This window comes from Candidatus Contendobacter odensis Run_B_J11, from assembly GCF_000531125.1.
GTDB classification, from domain to species: Bacteria; Pseudomonadota; Gammaproteobacteria; order Competibacterales; family Competibacteraceae; genus Contendibacter; species Contendibacter odensensis.
This window is the reverse complement of sequence record NZ_CBTK010000303.1, coordinates 17,380-34,768: the sequence shown is the minus strand read 5'-3', so window position 1 is coordinate 34,768 and position 17,389 is coordinate 17,380. Positions and strand designations below refer to the sequence as shown.

The 17,389-nt window shown below is 49.0% G+C and carries 25 protein-coding genes; 18 read left to right on the top strand and 7 right to left on the bottom strand.

Annotated elements, in window-relative coordinates; translation table 11 throughout:
* The first annotated feature begins 91 nt into the window (after positions 1–91).
* Positions 92–463 carry a hypothetical protein gene (locus BN874_RS20815; RefSeq protein WP_034436689.1) on the top strand — a complete coding sequence of 124 codons (372 nt, stop codon included), beginning with the start codon at positions 92–94 and terminating at the stop codon, positions 461–463.
* Between the two features lie 12 nt (positions 464–475).
* Here BN874_RS20815 and BN874_RS20810 read toward each other — a convergent pair whose 3' ends face one another.
* Positions 476–1,477, bottom strand: coding sequence for a hypothetical protein (locus BN874_RS20810; RefSeq protein ID WP_195912248.1), 1,002 nt, complete (start codon positions 1,475–1,477; stop codon positions 476–478).
* 508 nt (positions 1,478–1,985) lie between these two features.
* Between BN874_RS20810 and BN874_RS20805 the strand changes: the two genes are divergently transcribed.
* The 7 genes from BN874_RS20805 to BN874_RS24025 all read left to right on the top strand — a co-directional run bounded on the left by BN874_RS20805 (position 1,986) and on the right by BN874_RS24025 (position 6,390).
* A complete protein-coding gene (locus BN874_RS20805) occupies positions 1,986–2,399 on the top strand; it encodes a hypothetical protein (RefSeq protein ID WP_034436685.1) in 414 nt (137 codons plus the stop codon).
* A 107-nt stretch (positions 2,400–2,506) separates the two neighbouring features.
* The gene (locus BN874_RS20800; protein ID WP_051498160.1) at positions 2,507–3,640 is read left to right on the top strand and encodes a DUF3466 family protein; all 1,134 of its coding nucleotides are present in this window, start codon (positions 2,507–2,509) and stop codon (positions 3,638–3,640) included.
* A 70-nt stretch (positions 3,641–3,710) separates the two neighbouring features.
* Positions 3,711–3,935 carry a DUF433 domain-containing protein gene (locus tag BN874_RS24030; protein ID WP_081756569.1) on the top strand — a complete coding sequence of 75 codons (225 nt, stop codon included), beginning with the start codon at positions 3,711–3,713 and terminating at the stop codon, positions 3,933–3,935.
* Positions 3,919–4,245: a DUF5615 family PIN-like protein gene (locus BN874_RS20795; RefSeq protein WP_034436699.1), complete on the top strand. Its 327-nt coding sequence runs from the start codon at positions 3,919–3,921 to the stop codon at positions 4,243–4,245. The genes BN874_RS24030 and BN874_RS20795 overlap by 17 nt, the downstream gene beginning before the upstream one ends.
* Before the next feature lie 25 nt (positions 4,246–4,270).
* Positions 4,271–4,480 carry a VWA domain-containing protein gene (locus tag BN874_RS20790; protein ID WP_034436683.1) on the top strand — a complete coding sequence of 70 codons (210 nt, stop codon included), beginning with the start codon at positions 4,271–4,273 and terminating at the stop codon, positions 4,478–4,480.
* A gap of 116 nt (positions 4,481–4,596) precedes the next feature.
* Entirely contained in the window at positions 4,597–5,454 is an 858-nt protein-coding gene (locus BN874_RS20785; RefSeq protein WP_195912247.1) for a restriction endonuclease, read from the top strand.
* Positions 5,455–5,475: 21 nt separating this feature from the next.
* Positions 5,476–6,390: an EVE domain-containing protein gene (locus BN874_RS24025; RefSeq protein ID WP_081756568.1), complete on the top strand. Its 915-nt coding sequence runs from the start codon at positions 5,476–5,478 to the stop codon at positions 6,388–6,390.
* A 51-nt stretch (positions 6,391–6,441) separates the two neighbouring features.
* Here the strand turns inward: BN874_RS24025 and BN874_RS26565 are convergent, their stop codons facing one another.
* From BN874_RS26565 to BN874_RS24845, 3 genes are all read right to left on the bottom strand, one after another.
* On the bottom strand, positions 6,442–6,648 hold the full coding sequence (locus BN874_RS26565) for a hypothetical protein (protein ID WP_081756567.1): 207 nt from the start codon (positions 6,646–6,648) through the stop codon (positions 6,442–6,444).
* A 365-nt stretch (positions 6,649–7,013) separates the two neighbouring features.
* Positions 7,014–8,543 (bottom strand): hypothetical protein, encoded by a 1,530-nt coding sequence (locus BN874_RS24850; RefSeq protein ID WP_154725057.1) that lies wholly within the window; start codon positions 8,541–8,543, stop codon positions 7,014–7,016.
* 537 nt (positions 8,544–9,080) lie between these two features.
* Positions 9,081–9,239 (bottom strand): hypothetical protein, encoded by a 159-nt coding sequence (locus BN874_RS24845; RefSeq protein WP_154725056.1) that lies wholly within the window; start codon positions 9,237–9,239, stop codon positions 9,081–9,083.
* A gap of 346 nt (positions 9,240–9,585) precedes the next feature.
* Here BN874_RS24845 and BN874_RS20780 point away from each other — a divergent pair, with 346 nt between their 5' ends.
* From BN874_RS20780 to BN874_RS24840, 7 genes are all read left to right on the top strand, one after another.
* On the top strand, positions 9,586–9,876 hold the full coding sequence (locus tag BN874_RS20780; protein ID WP_034436680.1) for a type II toxin-antitoxin system TacA family antitoxin: 291 nt from the start codon (positions 9,586–9,588) through the stop codon (positions 9,874–9,876).
* Positions 9,873–10,397, top strand: coding sequence for a GNAT family N-acetyltransferase (locus tag BN874_RS20775; RefSeq protein WP_034436678.1), 525 nt, complete (start codon positions 9,873–9,875; stop codon positions 10,395–10,397). The genes BN874_RS20780 and BN874_RS20775 overlap by 4 nt, the downstream gene beginning before the upstream one ends.
* A 4-nt stretch (positions 10,398–10,401) precedes the next feature.
* A complete protein-coding gene (locus BN874_RS20770; protein WP_034436677.1) occupies positions 10,402–10,947 on the top strand; it encodes a recombinase family protein in 546 nt (181 codons plus the stop codon).
* 267 nt (positions 10,948–11,214) lie between these two features.
* On the top strand, positions 11,215–12,150 hold the full coding sequence (locus BN874_RS20765) for a M91 family zinc metallopeptidase (protein ID WP_034436675.1): 936 nt from the start codon (positions 11,215–11,217) through the stop codon (positions 12,148–12,150).
* 253 nt (positions 12,151–12,403) lie between these two features.
* The gene (locus tag BN874_RS20760; RefSeq protein ID WP_154725055.1) at positions 12,404–12,838 is read left to right on the top strand and encodes a hypothetical protein; all 435 of its coding nucleotides are present in this window, start codon (positions 12,404–12,406) and stop codon (positions 12,836–12,838) included.
* 232 nt (positions 12,839–13,070) lie between these two features.
* Positions 13,071–13,298, top strand: a complete 228-nt coding sequence (locus tag BN874_RS20755; protein WP_034436672.1) for a DUF2934 domain-containing protein — start codon at positions 13,071–13,073, stop codon at positions 13,296–13,298.
* 454 nt (positions 13,299–13,752) lie between these two features.
* On the top strand, positions 13,753–13,938 hold the full coding sequence (locus tag BN874_RS24840) for a hypothetical protein (RefSeq protein ID WP_154725054.1): 186 nt from the start codon (positions 13,753–13,755) through the stop codon (positions 13,936–13,938).
* Here the strand turns inward: BN874_RS24840 and BN874_RS20750 are convergent.
* From BN874_RS20750 to BN874_RS20740, 3 genes are all read right to left on the bottom strand, one after another.
* Positions 13,921–15,051, bottom strand: coding sequence for a PEP-CTERM sorting domain-containing protein (locus BN874_RS20750; RefSeq protein WP_034436670.1), 1,131 nt, complete (start codon positions 15,049–15,051; stop codon positions 13,921–13,923). The two genes, BN874_RS24840 and BN874_RS20750, sit on opposite strands and share 18 nt — an antisense overlap.
* 111 nt (positions 15,052–15,162) lie before the next feature.
* On the bottom strand, positions 15,163–15,393 hold the full coding sequence (locus BN874_RS20745) for a hypothetical protein (RefSeq protein ID WP_034436668.1): 231 nt from the start codon (positions 15,391–15,393) through the stop codon (positions 15,163–15,165).
* A 39-nt stretch (positions 15,394–15,432) separates the two neighbouring features.
* Positions 15,433–16,059, bottom strand: a complete 627-nt coding sequence (locus BN874_RS20740) for a helix-turn-helix domain-containing protein (protein WP_081756566.1) — start codon at positions 16,057–16,059, stop codon at positions 15,433–15,435.
* 131 nt (positions 16,060–16,190) lie between these two features.
* Here BN874_RS20740 and BN874_RS20735 point away from each other — a divergent pair, with 131 nt between their 5' ends.
* From BN874_RS20735 to BN874_RS20725, 3 genes are read left to right on the top strand one after another with little or no spacing between them, the layout of a single operon-like run.
* A complete protein-coding gene (locus BN874_RS20735; RefSeq protein WP_034436665.1) occupies positions 16,191–16,448 on the top strand; it encodes a hypothetical protein in 258 nt (85 codons plus the stop codon).
* A gap of 42 nt (positions 16,449–16,490) precedes the next feature.
* A complete protein-coding gene (locus BN874_RS20730; RefSeq protein WP_034436663.1) occupies positions 16,491–17,009 on the top strand; it encodes a hypothetical protein in 519 nt (172 codons plus the stop codon).
* Positions 17,006–17,296 carry a hypothetical protein gene (locus BN874_RS20725; RefSeq protein WP_154725053.1) on the top strand — a complete coding sequence of 97 codons (291 nt, stop codon included), beginning with the start codon at positions 17,006–17,008 and terminating at the stop codon, positions 17,294–17,296. The genes BN874_RS20730 and BN874_RS20725 overlap by 4 nt, the downstream gene beginning before the upstream one ends.
* The last annotated feature ends 93 nt before the right edge of the window (positions 17,297–17,389 follow it).

Here is a 17,389-nt window from a genome sequence, read left to right as displayed (position 1 = left end):
CACAACCTGCATAGGAGAGCTATATCTAAAAATTCCACAACCTGCATAGGAGAGCTATATCGAGATAATAAAGGGTTTTTCTGAAATAAATATGCAGTTTAATAAAAATGAAGATACCTCAAAATCTATTATAAAAATAGCTGATGATTCGCGGCAAAACACAGTGTTGATATTGAGTAAAATAGAGAAATTTGCTTCTGAATGTTTTGGTAAAATTGATCATATAGTATTTGAATTAGGTAATAAAATACTAGAAAATAATCAATACATTAAAAATTCTCAGCGAGAATTTAACGAAGAAATTTCCCAAGCAAATAAAAATCAAAGTGTTGCTTTTGAAAGTTTTAAGGAGGATTACTCTAAAGTGATGAGAGTCTCAAAATGGACTATGGCATTAACCATTTTTAATTTATTGCTGGTAGGTGGAGTTCTAACTTTTATCTTAGTGAACCTTAAATTTTAAGATTTGACTGTTTTAAACATATCCGGGGCAAAGCGTCAGATCAGGAAATAGCGCTAAGATGTCTTGAACCAAGTCGGGAAACTCCTCCCGGATGTGTACGGACCAGCCATCAGGATGATTGAAAGAATGAAAGCCGGTTAATGTTCGCTCGCTGGAGAACGAGTAAAGTAATACCTTCCGAATTTTGATTTTGAAATAAGGAACTGTTGTATACGATTCTGGAATTGGCTTATCTGCTAAACGTAAATCATAGCGACCGTATTCATCATCAAAAGCAGATGCTTCGTAAAACCATTGTGGGATATTAGGGAATACTACACGGTAAGCCTCCTTATCAAATTCCATACCGTGATCGAACGGAGGATAATCATGTGACCCGTGGACAAGAAATACTTTAGGACCACCGCGCCGATGCTGTTCCAAACAAGCCAGTTGGAGCGTCTGATAATCGTCATTAGTCATAACCATATGACCAAAACTATGGATAGCAGGTAATGCTAAAAGACATTCTAAAGCATGGTAAAAAAAGTCAGAGTAGTGCCGATGAAAATGCGGACTTTTAGGATAGCTGGCGCGGCCTCCTGAATCCAGCCAAGCTTGATCCCATTGGTGCGTACCTTCATCGAACGCATGAATATCCACTTGGATGAGTGGATTAGGGTCTGCCCGCAAGCGGGTGGCTCGGTACTTTGCCATAGCGATAAGTTTGTTTATGTACTTGCGAAAGGGTTTACCACGCACCCGCGCTAACCAAAATCCACCCAGTTCGCTATTTTCGGTGAACTGTACAAAATGGGCATAAGGGTGCGATTTTCCCAGCAATCTCTTGGCTTCTGACCCCTCTTTCACGTCCCAACCGCTGGTCACGATAACATCGAGGTAAGGAATCAGATCGCGAGGTCGGGTCATTAACAATATTTCGTAAATCCGGCACCCTTGGTGAGTGTCTTTCATCAATTCCCGAAAGCGGGGTGCCGTTACCCGCCAAGTAGGCATAGGACGATCACGAGCCATAGTATACCCTCTTAGTCATTGGACCTTATCAAACCTAACAGTTTGAGCCGATTACTTTTAGGTGTAAGCTGCACGAGGGAGTGGATGAACCGTGGATTGGAACGTGCAGGAGGGGGGCTATCCGAGCATAACCCTCTGGCGAACGACAGTATACGAAAACAACCTCCGCAGGAATTGTGTCGTTCTGCGCTCGCGTTCACGAAGCTGATTTTGATGTATACCGTGGGTGTCGCTACGATTGCGGCAGACTAAGTTGCTGTACAGCTTCTTAGCAATAGAAAAATTTTTGATTAAATCGCATACTATCTCATCACTTTGGAATATTAAAGATTATGAGCCAGATTTGTAATAAGCTGTCTTGAGAAAAATTTATTTATTTACAGACATTTGGCGACGGTCAATTTGAGCATGGCGATCCGAATCATATTCTCAGCGGTGTTGACGAGAATCTCGAAATCCTTCGCTAATTGCCAGAATAAAAACTAATTTGAGGAAAGGAGAACCAAGCATGAAAAGATATACCATTAACTTAATTGGTGGACTGAAGATTATTGAGTCGGATAAAGGAGTTCTATACAATGATCTAGCCGATTCAATTAGTAAGAGTTCTGATTTAAGCGAATTTGATAAGTTTCGTCTTAAACGCTTTATTGAAGCCAACCGTCCTAATCTACTCGACATAAGTCCAGAAATAGAAAAATTTAACAATTCGCCTCGAATTGAACTGAGCAGTGAATTGGGAGAAGATGACTTCCTAGTTGTCTATAAGATTGACGATGGAAAATACGAATTGTTCTTAGAACAAACCTATCCACAGGTTGATAACGATGGACATGAGTATTCTTCATACAATAGAACTATAGTGCGATTAAACTCTGAAAGTATCGCAGCACTGGTAAAATTCTTGAATAATGGACATTAGCTACATAAGCAACCTAAAATTCACAACTCGCCTAAATGTATGTTGCACCTGACCGTGCTATACGGGGCAGGTGAATCAAGGCGTTAGGCAAAACTGGAGAAACTGTTATGTCTTTTAGGAAAAGGATTTTCAAGATTCTTGGGCTGGGATGTTTGTTAACCACTACCAGTCTGGCGTGGGCGCTCCCTTCATACACCATCACTGACCTTGGTACTACTTTGGGCGGGGATAGCTTCGCCACAGGCATTAACACCAGTGGGCAAGTTGTTGGCTATTCGTATGCCGATACCGGTTGGCCCTCCCATGCCTTTCTGTATACAAACGGGGTTATCACTGACCTTGGAACCTTGGGTGGAGAATTTAGTTACGCCTATGACATCAACGATAACGGACAGGTCGTAGGAGTTTCAGTAAACGGTACGGGTACCCGTGCTTTTATATACTCCAACGGCTTCATGACCGCCCTCGGTACACTAGGCGGGACATGGAGCGCCGCTTACGGTATCAATAACAGTGGGCAGATCATTGGGGAGTCAAGTCGTGCCGGGAAGGTCGGCCAACATGCCTTTCTCTATAACACCAACGGAGTAATGACCGATCTCAGCACTTTGGGTGGAACTAATAGCAGTGCTTTTGGTATCAATGACAGCGGGCAAATTGTTGGGAGGTCGGAACTCGTCGGGGATAGGGTGACTCATGCCTTTAGCTACACTAACGGAATTATGACTGACATACGGACTTATTATCCTATCAGTAATAACAGCGAAGCCACAGGTATCAACGATAGCGGGGAGGTCATCGGGACTTCGTATATCACTCTTGGGAGTCGAACCCGCCATGCTGTCTTATATGCCAACGGGACATTGACTGACCTGGGTACATTGGGTGGGACTAATAGTAGTGCCGGTGGTATCAATAACAAAGGTCAGGTTGTCGGAGGTTCGTTTACCACTGGCAATCTTGCTGCACATGCTTTCCTGTACAATGGCGTTCAGATGATTGATTTGAATTCGCATCTTCCTACTGGTTCTGGATGGACGTTACATAGTGCTACTTCCATCAATGATACTGGTCAGATTGTCGGTTATGGCACTATAAACGGACACGATCATGCGTTCCTTATGTCTCCTATCCTCGAATCCCCAACATCGGTTCCTGAACCCGCTACCTTCGCCTTACTGGGTCTCGGTCTTGCTGGATTGGGATTCTCACGGAAATGGCAAGGGGGGTGGGTAGAGTGAAAGCGAAACCTGCTTAACTGTGTGCTGCACCGGAGACACCATTCTATAAAGAATAACTTGGAGAACTTATATGACTACACTGAATGGTATTGCCCATCGCCACCCTGAGATACTGAGTGGTGTACCCGTATTTGTAGGTACTCGTGTTCCCGTCCGTTCATTATTTGATTACTTAGAAGGAGGCGACACTTTGGAAGAGTTTCTTCATCAGTTCCCTTCCGTTAAACACGAACAAGTGATTGCTGTACTTGATGCTGCTTACGAATCGGTTACAGCAGATGCGCATCCTGCTTGACGAAAATTTCCCGGTTGACTTTGCTAAACTGTTAGTTGGAGATGAAGTTACCACTCTCCATGTTCATAACCTTGGCTGGTCGGGTATCAAAAATGGCGAGTTGCTTCGTCGTGCCTCTCGCATTTGTGAAGTATTTATCACTCTTGACCGTAATTTAGAATTTCAGCAAAACACTAAAGTATTACCCTTCGGGGTCGTGATATTGTGCGCTCGTTCTAATCGGATTGCTGACCTTACTCCATACATCGAAAGTCTATTAGAGGCTGCGAACCGTGTTACTCCGGGTCAAATCGAGAAAGTCAGAGCCTAACTGGAGCTTGCACACTGACCACACCATGCCCAGTGTTGAAGTTATTCGTGAATTATCTAAGCAACCGGTTTTCATACAGTTTGTAGGAATTGGTAAAGAAGATTTTCCCTTCTTGCATAAGCTGGATGAGCTACTAGGGCGATTCATCGATAACGCTGGATTTATGCAGGTCAATGACATTGATACGATCAAGGATGTTGAATTGTACGACCGGTTGCTCAATGAATTCCCATAATGGCTAATCAAAGCACGAGAGAAAGGGTTGCTCTAGTTAATTTTCATAGAAGCCCAATGATTTTTCAATGAAGTTCCGAATAGATTATGCATGGATGTAAATAGGCAATTGAAATTATGAGCAACCCGATACCAACATTTTATTTATTGATGAACCCACTATTAAATGCTTTATTTAATCTTGGTGGCTCTGGTTCAATTAATGAAATTTACGAAAAAGTGTTAGAATTAGAATCTATTGATGAAAACGCATCATTAATATTGCATAGTCCAGAAAAGAGTAATCAAACTGAAATTGCCTACAGATTGGCTTGGGCTAGGACGTATCTTAAAAAATATGGTTTCCTAGAAAACTCAACTCGTGGCGTCTGGATGCTAACAACACTAGCAAAAGATAAGAAAAAAGTAGCACCCAAGGAAGTGATAAAGGCAGTAAATAAATCAGATAAAGATGAAAATAAAAAAGCTAATACCATTGACTTAAATGATAATAACATACTAAACGAAACCAAAACTTGGAAAGAAGAAATTTATCAAATTCTTACAAATGAGATAACACCAGGTGCTTTTGAAAGATTAACGCAACGGGTTTTGCGGGAGTCAGGGTTTGTCCAAGTTGAGATAACAGGTAAAACTGGTGATGGTGGTATTGACGGTAAAGGTATAGCGAGAATCCATGGATTTATGAGTTTTCACGTTATATTTCAATGCAAAAAATATCAGGGTTCAGTTTCGGCAAGTGATATTAGAGATTTCCGAGGAGCCATGGTTGGACGAGCTGATAAAGGCTTATTTATAACAACAGGCACATTTACCTTGGCAGCCATAAAAGAAGCTACAAGAGATGGTGCGCCACCGATTGATCTAGTTGATGGCGATCAGCTTGCGGAAAAACTTAAGGAACTACAACTTGGCGTAAAAGTGGAGATGGTTGAAAAAGTTACTGTAGAGAAAGAATGGTTCATCAACTTATAAAAAGTTCAAGCACAAACTATTATGAAAACTTTGGATAACTACTGGGTATTTGTTTGCAACCCCAAAAAATGGGCTATTGATCGGTTTTTGGAAGCGGGGATTGTTCAAGATACTTGGGGAGTGCGACCATCGGATCAGCAGTATTTTTCACCAGGGCAACTCGCGATTATTCGAGTAGGGATTGATCATCGAAACATGCAGGAGTTAAATGGTCGACCAAAGCTGAAACCGGGTATTTACGCGATCTGTCTTGTCGAAAGTGTCGCTCTTCCTGGAAAAGGGTCGGCTGGTGAATTTTGGGCATCGGCCAATTTACGTGAACCCGGTTGGCCCACGGTGAAAATCCGTTATCTTCGTGCTTATCTTCATAATCCATTGACCATCGACAGTATCAAAGCGCAATGCCCCACTATTTCTCCATTGCTGCTTAATGGGTTTCAAGCATCTAGCTTTCCAATCAATGCACAAGATTTTCATGAAATTTTGAGTCTACTTGGAGAGGAACAGGATGAACTGCCGATTCCCAATGAACCAATACTAACAACGCTGAAACAGCTTGCACAGCTTGAACAACATTATCTTTATGCTGCTCCCGAGGTTCGGGAAATTATCAGTCGCCGTATTGAACGTGGCGCTATTGGTGATCTAGTTAAGAAAACCAATCATTATGAATGCCAACTTTGCAAAGCTCTTGGGAGAGAACCGGTTGCATTTTGTAAACCCGATGGTCAACCTTATGTAGAAGCACATCACGTAGTACCCGTTGCCCAAGGTCAAGTAGGGTCCCTGAGTGCGGCAAATGTGATTTCAGTCTGCGCTAACCATCATCGGCAACTGCACTACGGTGGCGTCAATGTTCAAATTGGTGTAAATCAGTTCTTGGTTAGCCTTCCAGAAGCCGAGATAAGGATTCCACGCTTTCAAGTCGATCAGTAAAAAATCTAGTGCTACATCTTTATCTGGAATATGCCTTTTTAAAGATAGTCTTCAGCTATTTCCCACCCCGAAACGATGGATGAAATTGTATCGTGACCCCCTGCTAACCGGGTGGTAACGATTCCTGATTATGGACGTAATCATGACTCCGTTGGCATAGTGAAAGGCATGGGTGACACTATCCCCGGCGAAAGTCGAAGAACCGACGATCTGCCTACTGTCGTTAATACCGTTAGCGTAGCTCTTGGTCCCACCCATAGTGCCAAGGTCTTTTATAACTCCTTTGTCATACAAGAAAGTATGGAGGGCACTATCCCCAGTGGTTCTTGACTCCCTGACAACCTGCCTTGTTTGTTGATGCCGAAGGCGGAGCTATAAGTCCCGCCCAGAATGTCGAGGTCGGTGACGGTGTATGAAGAAGCCCACCCCTGGCTGGCAGTGGACAGCAACCATACTGAAATAAGAATCTTGAGAACCCGGCTTCGTAATCATCGGGAGTATTCCTCTCAGTTTTGCTGACGGTGACAGAATGCGCTACTGATTAGCTTGCCCGCTGACAGCAAGCCGGTCGTAGCACTCCTAAAAAACCAGCCGAAGCTATTGAAAAAAGTATTGGTTTGATTTTAGGTGCTTCTCCGAGTCCGACGGCGAGCAGCGAAAGCTAACGAGACAATTCCAGTCAGAAATAGCGTAAGCGCCCCCGGCTCATTGACACTTTGTCCTGATCCGGTTCCAGGATTATTCCCATTGCCACCAGATTCTGGGAAAGGAATAGGATCGTTATTAGGAATATCGCCGGTAACGGTGAGACCATAGTCTGCAAAAGACCCAAAACCTAGTAAATCGATTCGGCCGATTCCAGCTTTGGTCGGATCGGTATTGAACAGAATCGGTTGTACTGTACCGTCTCCACCGAATGGCAACTCCGGTGGCGGTGAATCTCCCAACTGCGTATAAGACCAACGAAATGTAGAGCCGGTAAATTCATCGTAATCGGCTGGATTATCTGCGCCTTTACTGCGAACCCCGACCAGTGTGGTCTCATAAACTGCTTGGAGGCCCTTGAACACGAGGTTTGGGGAATCCGTAAAACGTAATCCCCAGTTCGCTTTGTTATCGTCCCATTTAAGGGCTAGACGTCCGTCGAGGAGGCCCAAGTTTTCGTCATACACCAGCGGGCTTAAATCGGTGATGAGTCCATCTGGGCACTTGTCAAAAATACTGCTGTAGCAACCGATTCCAGGATCCGGACCAAAGTTACGTCCAAAGAGAGTATTGACGCGGGTGAGATCAGGGGTCCCAGGACGAAAAATTTCAGGGTTTCCCGTGCCAGGTACTTGTCCGATGCCGAGTTGTACAATCTTTGAGAACCAATTGAAATGATCGTAACCACTCAGATTGGCCGCTTCTTTCACGGTAAAACCGAACCAAGGCGTAGGATCGACAACAACGGTATTACCAGTGTGTCCGTTGACCGTAGCAATATACGGATTGGTAGTACCAGACAACACATCATAAGTTGTCCAAGGGCGAAATTGATACCCGCCTCCTCCGGTGTACGTTGAAGCATTGGAAAAAGAGACGACTTTACCCTTGTCATTAGACTTCTTGCTTTCAACTGAAAATGTGGCCGTTGTGCCACCTAGAAATGGAGTTATGGCACTCTCGTATTGGCTGACCAAACCTCTGCTACGATACGATTCAAAGCTAGGTACATTGGAGGATGCTACTCCCACAATTGGAGGGTTGGGGAGCGGTAAGTTAGTTCCCGTTGAGCCACCACAAATCTCATAGTGATCGCACCGCCACCAAATTTGTCTGTCTAGCTGTTGGGATTCTCCAAAAGCAGAAAATTTGTACGTCTCATTAACGCGCCCCGCATACTCTCCAGTTTTTATGCTCGCTTGTACATCCCAGCTCACCTTCCATGGGAGGGTAACGCCTGCACTGTAGCCAATCAATTCGCCATTTTTTATATTACCAGCGGGCACCGCAAAACCGGCGCTAGCACCGCCATCGGCGGAGTATTGCCATGGCCCAGTAGCTGATGCGCCCTTATATTCATAAGGATAAGGATAAGAAGGGTAGGCGTACAACGATGGGGCAAAAATCGAGGCCAGCGTAGCTACCACAAAGAGAGAATACTTTTTCATCACTGTCTCCTAAGGATCATTCAAAGTGATTTGCGAATGATCATTGAAAACAAAGCAATTATTATTCCGCAAAAATAAAAATATAATAATCAATAAGTTAACTATTAAGCGATAGTCGTGACTGTAAAATATAACAGTGATCTTTTAATAGAGAAACTCCCGGTAAACTATTTAATTTTTATGGTTTATTGCAAATGCACAATAAGTTTTTACTACTAAATCATTGGGTTGGTTTTTAGTAACAAGGCTAATTCAATAGCTATGTGATTAAGAGACCCTACTTATTACAGCGTAAAATTTTCTGACAAAAACGGCGGCATTATTCGTGTTCCCAACCCGAAAATCCGCATCAGAGCCATTGATGACGCCTTGCCAAGAGGTGATCCATAAAAATTATTTTATTTATATCAATTAGTTAAATTTATTCGTTGCCGTATTTAGCGGATTTAGCGGCAGTGTAAAATTTTCTGACAACGGCAGTTTTTATCAAGATGCAGCAATAAAAAACCCTTCCTACGGAAAGTGAAAGTCATAAACCTACGAAATTACCGCTTCCAGCAAGCTTTGCAGCAACTTGCGGGTTTCCTGGCGAGTGGGATCATTCGGCGGCAACCGCTGTTGCACCTTGCGCAAGGATCCGACCCTCAACTGCACCTGCACCAGACCGAGGTTGTGCAAAAGTTCGGGCATCGTCACAGCGGCGCAAAGCCTCCCGGTAAGCCCGTTACGCCGAATCCAACCGGCCCTGTTCGGTGTACAGAGTGACTACACAACGACCCCGTGGGATGAAGGGCAGTTTGAGTTAGGTTGATATTACCGCCACAAGGGTTCCAACCGAGCCGAATTAGTAGCGGTGTAGCGGACGGTGTGCGGGATGCGCTGTGCCACAAATGAAGATTTTTGACACAAGAACGCGCCCCTGATAAATCAACGGCTTGGGTGTGCCATAAATCAGGGACAAAAGAGGATGTGAACTACGGATCAATCGTCATGACATTGTCTGGCGTTGGTGTTATACTGAACGGGTCAAAGGAGGAGCGTCATGGCTACACCCCACACCCGTTCCGAAAAACTGGATTTGCGGCTCTCGCCTCTGGCGAAGCAGACGCTTTATCGCGCCGCTGCGGCGGCTCACCGGTCCGTCAGCGACTTTGTTCTGGAGAGTGCTCTGGCGCGGGCCGATGAAACCTTGGCGGATCGGCAGCACTTTGGATTGAACGCGGAACAATGGACGGCGTTTATGACCGCGCTGGATGCGCCGCCCCGTCGTCATGAGCGCTTGGAACGTCTGCTGAATGAACCGGGACTCTTTGACGATCCGGCGTCGGCATGACGGCGTTCACTATCGAGAAGTTGGCGCGACACCATCCGGTCGAGGATTTCGACTGTGGGGAGGAGGCGCTCAATCGGTTTTTAGTCCGCTTCGCCTTTCCGAACCAGCAGGCCAACGCCTCACAAACTTATGTGGGCTTAGCCGAGAGTCGCCTCATCGGGTTTTATACCCTTGTGGTTAGTGAAGTCGCGTATGACGAGGCCCCCGAACGTCTGAAAAAAGGTCTGGCCCGTTATCCGGTGCCGCTGATGCTGCTGGCGCGGCTGGCCGTCAGCCAGATGTGGCAAGGCCAAGGCGCTGGAGCGGGCTTGCTGAAGGATGCGATGCGCCGCACCGTGCAGGCGGCGGATATTGGCGGGATTCGTGCGTTAGCGGCTCATGCCAAAGACGAGACCGCACGGGCGTTCTACGACCATTTTGGTTTCATCCCGTCGCCTACGGATCCGCTGCATCTGTTTGTGCTGACTAAAGACCTTCAGCAGATGATGCGAAATACGATGCCCTCTTCCGGGACAAAATAGGGTTATGCACATCGGCTACGCCCGTGTTTCCACGGGGGATCAAAACCCTGACCTGCAACGGACCGCCTTGAAGCAGGCCGGCTGTACTCGGCTGTTCACCGATACGGCCACTGGGGCGCATGTCCGGCGACCGGAACTGATGAAGTGTCTGAAAACCCTCAGCGCGGGTGATACTCTCACCGTCTGGAAACTGGATCGGTTGGGCCGGTCGCTGCGGGACTTGATTACTCTGCTGGATGATTTGAAAGCGCGGGGGATCGCCTTTCGCTCGCTCACCGAAGCGGTGGATACCACCACCCCGACGGGCCGGGCGATGTGGCAAATGGTGGGTATTCTGGCGGAACTGGAACGCTCCTTGATTCAGGAGCGGACTCAAGCGGGTCGAGCCGCCGCCATTGCTCGGGGAGTGAAGATGGGTCGTAAGGTGCTCCTGTCTCCACAACAGCTCATCCATGCCCGGCAGTTGCTGGCCCAGGGTGAACCGCATGACACCGTTGCTCAGTCGCTCAAGGTGTCGCGGCGGACGCTGTACCGGGCGTTGCAGGGATAAGATGTGATGAGGGCATCACAGGTTACGCTCTGCAACAAAGCCATGAAGAATATGGGGCACAGAAAAATGACGAGCCTCTCTCAGTAAGTTCGCCTTAGGATTAGTGGGAATCCGGGTAATCGGATGGATTGCAGAGCGGAAGCATCAAGATTGGCTATGCGGGATCAAGCCCGAGAAACCCAGAGAGGGACACGCTTTACCTCAGAAGGAGGCACGAAGCCGGATACCAGGAACCGTGGCTTATCACTATAGTCACAATGAGCGCCAGTGTTCATTGCAATTTTCATTGCCCTTTCCGTCTTTTACTTGGAGGAGCTTCCTGTGACTAAGTATCCTCAGTGTCAAAACATCCTCGTGGATGCGGATGAATTGCTCAGTTCATCGGCACTTTCTGCTTCCCCAGATTTTATCAAAGAGGAAGTCAAGACCGCTGCCGCCAACTTTGAAAAGGACACCATCGCGCTGTTGGAACAACTCCGCCGTTCGTCTTGGAGCGCGTGGGCGGTGTTCGCCGCCATCTATGCGATAGGCCAACAGAAGGGCAAGAAAATGACCATCAAGCCGTTCAATAAGTTTGATGCCAACTTTTCCTTTGAGCAGAACGCTTTCGCTGCGCCGGTTGAGCTGGACAAGGCTACGCCACAAGGTAAGCGTATCCTGGCTTGCAGCAGCAACCCCACAGGGACGGTCCGCTCAGCGAGCGTCCTCACTGATCCGCAAGGCCAACCCTACTTGGGCCGGGGCGGGGGGAGCGATACAGAGATTCGCTTCAACGCCCTAATGTGGGTTCCACCCCCCGGCGGCGGGGCCGTCGCGCCGGGAGCCGAGGCCGATGAAATCCTTCTCCACGAGATGGGTCACGGATTGCGGCAGATGCGGGGTCAAATGCAGTGCTCCGGGACCTCGGACAATCCGGCCTACGACACCCGCGAGGAGTTTGTCGCTATCCTCATCTCCAACCTCTACCGGTCCGAGCGACGGCGACCGGGGCTGCGATCCGACCACGGAGCCAATTCCCCACCCCTGTCTGCCGCTCTCTCTGACTCGGCGACGTTTCTCAGTACGGGCAACCACAAGGACTATATCCACCAGATGTTTGATGAAGACTTGGTGTTTGCGAAGAATCTTTCCAACGTCTCGTGTCCGTTTAACCCTGTGAAGGTTTTCTTCGAGAAGTACGGCAAGATCTTTGGAGGGAAGTGAGTGAGCAGCAAATAGTTGTCGCGTGCCTCGTTTCGCGACCGGCGCTGGTGGATAGCAGTCTCGCGAAGTTGAAGAGCGTGTGTGGCGCTATAGCTCCGGCGACAGGCTCCGTCACCAGGTCACTATCGATGGGACAATAAGCAGGGGTAGGACCATGGCTGAATGCAGAGTAAAGAGTTTCACCGCGACTTGGTCGAATTGGGAGATCAGTTGGCCGTGGACAAGATGGGGCTCCTCGACCATAAGGTTGCCCGTGAAATTCAGACTCGAACTGGAAGAGGGCAGTTCGAAAGCCGATTGTATGGTCGGACAGATGAAGAGGGGCCGTTCGGAGATCGCGGGTAATGCCGGCAACGATGTCTGGAACGACTTTGTGCCGGATGGCGAAACCGGAGCATGGCATTGGTGGGATGGGGAAAAGCTGTCGCCGGTCGGGTTCGGTGAGTGGGATCGCGCGGGGAGGGTGGCGACCTTCGAAGACAAGCCTGGATTTTACAAAGTTGACGCCGGACAGTCGCTCTACATGGGTGCAGCGCGGGGAAGAACCGGCTATTTTGATTTTAAGACCTTCATACAGGATCGGACGACCCTCAAGATCATCCAGGAAATCAATTGGTCGATGCGAATCGATGTCCCAACTCCGGGGACGGGGGGCAACTTCTGGTGGTCATTCTCGGATCAGAAGTAGAAGCCGGCTCTAAGGCAAAAGGGACCATTCCTAATATCCACAGTTGTCACAGTCTAACCCACGTGAATTCTGGAGGGGGTCGTCGAAACGTAAAAACCGCCCGTCACTTGGACTACTCTGATCTTCCTCGGTCATGTTCAGCCCGCCCAGCCGTTCCCATCGGGTAGCCAACCGACTCTTTTATTGAGTACCATGATCAGAGCTTCCTTCACGATTTCTGGAGTTCTACTCGATGTCGACCTCTCCGCTTAGCGAAGTGCGAGTTCCTGTTGCCGAGCGACACGCCTGGATTGCCGAGGCTGCGTACTACCGGGCTAAACGCCGGGGTTTTCAGGGCGGTTGCTCTCTCGAAGATTGGTTGGAGGCAGAACGCGAGATCGGTCATCCGTCTGCCCAGACCACTTCATCGCCCCGAGTCGCTTTGGTGTTCTTGGATCGCAGCCCGGCAAGCGAAGCATGAAGCGTTTGGAATAACCCAGCACGGATGCCCTGCCTTTGGGAGTTTGCCCGCCTCACTTTTTCCTGACCAGTAACCGTTCCCTCGACAGCATCCCCCGCAGTTTTCCCTAGCAGGACACCGCCTCGTTTCAATCGGTTATGCTGAAATCCCCCATAAAGGGTGACTGTAAGGATTCGTGCGAAAATGGGTAATAGCGGCTCTGACTATTAACAAGCAGCTAATTTTCCACATAAAATTATGGGGGTTAGAACACTGACTAAGAATAACGATCCTTTCACCTTTACGATAATTGACTAAGAAAACGGTCGTGATGCGTAGGCGAAAATCGTACAAAGAAACGCTAAAACAGGTTTTATTAGACTGATGCCAGGCTTGTTACTCATTTACGAAGGAATCCTTACGCCTACCCTGATCCGGCCTTGGCGGCAGAACGCCCGGAACGGACTTCCCCCTGATGATGAAGAGTTCACTACGATCAGCAGATTTTACCCCTGATGTTGACCCAGATGCAGAAGTTGCCGCATGGCTGGCCTTATTCGAGACACTGACCGCTGCTAAGCAACGGAGCGTCATCCACCACATTACTGGCCGAGACCGCGATGAACTGCGGGCGACCTATGGATTAGCGCCGCTGGCGTAGGATTGCGGGTTTTCGCCACCGACGAACACACAATCCAGCGAGACCGAGACTGAGCAGCGCGAAGGTGGTGGGTTCGGGGATTGGTGTTAAAAGATACCCATGGATAGCCCCGACATCTGGATCAATACCTTGTGCGATAATCTGCCCTCGGTCATTGATTCCAGTTGCACCAAATAGGACGACGTTGGATAGGTCACCTGAATAGGGATCAATTAAGTCCTGCAAGATTTGTATGCCTGTAACTTCAGTCCAGATGAAGGCTTCCCCGTTAACTGCGCCTCTAAGTTCGCCCACGACATGCCCCATATCGTTAATGGCTAGGGCTGTACTGCCTAACCAGCCGTCAAGCGCACCTAGAGAACGAATCCCTTGTTTACTATCCCAAACGAAACCGTTGCTGTTACAATTAGCGCCGTAACTATTCCCGATTACTTGGCTCTGGTCGTTAATCGCTACTGCCACAGTATAGCATCCTGGTAAATACCCTAGTGTCTGTAGACCATTTACGGAGTCCCAAATATAAGCATGACGGTTACCGTATCCGTATGTATCGATATTGCCGACTACTTGACCGAGATTGTTGATGTCAGTTGCTATGCCGTTATAGCCAGTAGTCTGGAATCCCGATACCGCGTTCCAGATGAATGGTTGATCCGTCACAGCATTAGGTGAATAGCTATGTCCGACTACTACTCCGTAGTCATTAACTCCTTGTCCGATTACACGGGTGTCGCTAGGTGCGTTTTGCGGAACTCCGATACTCTGCGCACCAAGAGCCTGACTCCATGTAAATGTTCCTATAGAGCCGTTACTTGCAAAACTGATCCCGGTAACAACCCCAAGGTTACTAATCGCCGTGCCGTACTCATCGTGATTACCTCCTGCTAAACCGCCTAGACTGCGTAGACCGTCTTGGGAACTCCACACAAAAGCCTGTACATTGTGAGAGGGGGTATTGGCGTAAAGCCATCCAGTCACTTCGCCAGAGTTATTGATTGCCGTAGGACCGACTATAAAGGCATCCGAAGGTATAATGTCTTGGATACTGTAGCGCAGCGCAAATGCGGATGGCGAAAATAGCAAAGCAATTAGGACGAGGAGTTTCTTGTTCATTATTGGGTCTCCAGTGGGCGATTGCCCACCGTGACCCTACGCTGTCTGCCCCCAATTAAAAACGCACTAATTTAGTAAGAATTTCTCCCGAAAAAGAACGTACTGAAACAATTACAGCATCATTTTGAAATCTGTGGGCGGCAATCGGGATTGAGGAAGCTTGAAAAATTTGCCGCGAATTTTAGGTTGCGTATCGCCATCCTCGAACGCGGCGGTGTGTTGAACAACGTCTTCTACGATCCGTTTGCCGCACGCCGGGCAATGGATTTTCTTGTCGTAGGCTTTGGCAAAGCAGTCTTCGAGGTGGGCCAAGGCGTGCGTGGCAAGGGTTTCGGTGTGCATCTGGGTCTCCTTCGTCGTCGTGACGATGATGTGTTGGAGTCAAAGTACGGTGAACTTGGCGGTGATCTTGCGTAAGAAGAGCGGCCTGCCGAGAGCCCGTGGCGCAACGCCACCCGCCGCATCCACCGGGTAGAGAAATTCACCCGATGGGTTTTTTATGTAAATCCAAATCGCAGGCAGCACAGCCTCGTCCTGACGACACAGCACATAGTCGCCGGAAGTGAACCCAGCGACGTAATCCACAATGAGCAAATCGCCCGAAGCAAACCCTGGGGCGGCGCCGCTCCCTACCACCTTGACGGCGAAGGCGTGCTCGGTGGTGCGCACCGGCGACGTGACTTGCTCTGCCGCTGGGGTCGGATCGCGCAAACCCACATCAGCCCACGCCAATAACGGCACCCGCCACTGAAACTCACGCGCGTCTTCAACTGATAGCCCGTCCCCCTCGTCCCTCAGTAGCGAATCCAGGCTCACGTTCAGGTAGCCGGCCAGGTAGTGCAATTGTTCATGACTGGGCTGCGCTCGCCCGCAGAGATAGTGACCTATCGTTGCGACGCTTTTTCCCAGGAGTCGAGCGAGGTCTTGGCGAGAGATGCCCCTCTCTTGACAGATCAAAGCAGCGCGGCGCGCCCACATGGGTGCAGTTTTCGGAATCGGCTTAGACATTTTTTGAGTTTAACCTATTGCAATAATCATTTTATGAGTTTATCATGCTCATATATTGGCGTCAATGGGCAGCGCAAACGAGGCGATACGGTGAAACAATCCGCAGGATTTTCCTTATACGAGAGATATTTATGCAGACTTTGACCGACGCCATCCAAAACGAAGCCAAGATGATTAACGAAGACTGGACACCCGTCCGCCACGACAAAGCTACCCCGAGTCTTTTCGATCAGTTGCAGGCGCTGAACGCGACCGTGACCTACATGTTCGACGACGAGTTGACCGACCACTGCGACTATATCGAGCTGGCAAACACGCTCAGTCAGGAATTGATCTGCCTGAGCACGTCGCTGGGCTTTCCGGCGACGGAGTTCCTGCGCGACGCTTAATTTTTAACGGCCAGGGAGGGCTCTTTCTGAGACGAGGTAGTGATGAAGATTTCGAGACTGGAAGCTGAACGAATCCGCCAGCACACCGTAAACAGCGTGCTCTGCACAATTGACCAAATGTGGGATAGCGCGATGGGAGTGCTAGAAGTGGGAGACTGCTCCCATCACGGGGAGCTGATCGACGACATCGAAGGGATGTGGGATTGGACCTTGCCCGCTGAGCATTCGACGTCGCCCAGTCGACACCTCCGGGTTTTCAGGGTCATGGTGTCCATGCTGCCTGACCACGCTGAGGAACTCCTGGAGACGGTGCGGCAGCGGGCGTGGGCATGGCACGCCGCAGAGATAAGCCATTGCCGCCTGGCGCTATGGACGGCCCGCGACCTCCAGCGAGTGCGGCGGTATCTCGGAGTCGAGACGGTTGCGTTTAAGGCAACCCGCGAGCAGCGGGCCGACTGGAAAGCACGGGATGGCGCGTTCAAAGGCGCGATGCACCGGCTGAAGCGCAAAGTGCTGAGAGAGAATCGCGGGAATCTGAGACTGGTGGGAGGGGCCAAGTGATGGAGCGGCTCCAGATTCTGGACCGCCTCCAGAAACATGCCGAAGCCATCCTCTACCAAAGGAAGAGCGGAGTTGACCTCGCCTTTTACCTCCAAGACGAAGCGGGGCCGCTGGTTTTTGCCACCGCCGAGGGGTATTTTTCCAGCCTCGACGAGAACGGGTTTGACGGGAGCTTTAATGACTGCGTGCTGGCCTTGCATGTATTGCGCGATGTGCGGCGGCTATGCCGACGACTCGGGCTTCCGTGCCTGGAGTTCACCCCGACTAAAGAATTACGGGCGGAATGACGGCGGCGGGAGGAGGCGCATAAAGCGGAGATGGAAGCTATGGAGGCGCGGTTCGACGAGATGGACCGGCTTGCGGCGTGAATCTGGTCAGTT

What these genes read in the sequence shown, in the direction of transcription:
- BN874_RS20750 (WP_034436670.1), bottom strand. Translation starts at nt 15,051, where the DNA reads ATGAACAAGAAACTCCTCGTCCTAATTGCTTTGCTATTTTCGCCATCC.
- BN874_RS26565 (WP_081756567.1), bottom strand. Translation starts at nt 6,648, where the DNA reads ATGGGTGGGACCAAGAGCTACGCTAACGGTATTAACGACAGTAGGCAG.
- BN874_RS20785 (WP_195912247.1), top strand. Translation starts at nt 4,597, where the DNA reads ATGAGCAACCCGATACCAACATTTTATTTATTGATGAACCCACTATTA.
- BN874_RS20740 (WP_081756566.1), bottom strand. Translation starts at nt 16,059, where the DNA reads ATGTCTAAGCCGATTCCGAAAACTGCACCCATGTGGGCGCGCCGCGCT.
- BN874_RS20735 (WP_034436665.1), top strand. Translation starts at nt 16,191, where the DNA reads ATGCAGACTTTGACCGACGCCATCCAAAACGAAGCCAAGATGATTAAC.
- BN874_RS24850 (WP_154725057.1), bottom strand. Translation starts at nt 8,543, where the DNA reads ATGAAAAAGTATTCTCTCTTTGTGGTAGCTACGCTGGCCTCGATTTTT.
- BN874_RS20770 (WP_034436677.1), top strand. Translation starts at nt 10,402, where the DNA reads ATGCACATCGGCTACGCCCGTGTTTCCACGGGGGATCAAAACCCTGAC.
- BN874_RS20755 (WP_034436672.1), top strand. Translation starts at nt 13,071, where the DNA reads ATGTCGACCTCTCCGCTTAGCGAAGTGCGAGTTCCTGTTGCCGAGCGA.
- BN874_RS24030 (WP_081756569.1), top strand. Translation starts at nt 3,711, where the DNA reads ATGACTACACTGAATGGTATTGCCCATCGCCACCCTGAGATACTGAGT.
- BN874_RS20790 (WP_034436683.1), top strand. Translation starts at nt 4,271, where the DNA reads ATGCCCAGTGTTGAAGTTATTCGTGAATTATCTAAGCAACCGGTTTTC.
- BN874_RS20815 (WP_034436689.1), top strand. Translation starts at nt 92, where the DNA reads ATGCAGTTTAATAAAAATGAAGATACCTCAAAATCTATTATAAAAATA.
- BN874_RS20800 (WP_051498160.1), top strand. Translation starts at nt 2,507, where the DNA reads ATGTCTTTTAGGAAAAGGATTTTCAAGATTCTTGGGCTGGGATGTTTG.
- BN874_RS20810 (WP_195912248.1), bottom strand. Translation starts at nt 1,477, where the DNA reads ATGGCTCGTGATCGTCCTATGCCTACTTGGCGGGTAACGGCACCCCGC.
- BN874_RS20795 (WP_034436699.1), top strand. Translation starts at nt 3,919, where the DNA reads ATGCGCATCCTGCTTGACGAAAATTTCCCGGTTGACTTTGCTAAACTG.
- BN874_RS24025 (WP_081756568.1), top strand. Translation starts at nt 5,476, where the DNA reads ATGAAAACTTTGGATAACTACTGGGTATTTGTTTGCAACCCCAAAAAA.
- BN874_RS20730 (WP_034436663.1), top strand. Translation starts at nt 16,491, where the DNA reads ATGAAGATTTCGAGACTGGAAGCTGAACGAATCCGCCAGCACACCGTA.
- BN874_RS24840 (WP_154725054.1), top strand. Translation starts at nt 13,753, where the DNA reads ATGATGAAGAGTTCACTACGATCAGCAGATTTTACCCCTGATGTTGAC.
- BN874_RS20745 (WP_034436668.1), bottom strand. Translation starts at nt 15,393, where the DNA reads ATGCACACCGAAACCCTTGCCACGCACGCCTTGGCCCACCTCGAAGAC.
- BN874_RS20775 (WP_034436678.1), top strand. Translation starts at nt 9,873, where the DNA reads ATGACGGCGTTCACTATCGAGAAGTTGGCGCGACACCATCCGGTCGAG.
- BN874_RS20805 (WP_034436685.1), top strand. Translation starts at nt 1,986, where the DNA reads ATGAAAAGATATACCATTAACTTAATTGGTGGACTGAAGATTATTGAG.
- BN874_RS20780 (WP_034436680.1), top strand. Translation starts at nt 9,586, where the DNA reads ATGGCTACACCCCACACCCGTTCCGAAAAACTGGATTTGCGGCTCTCG.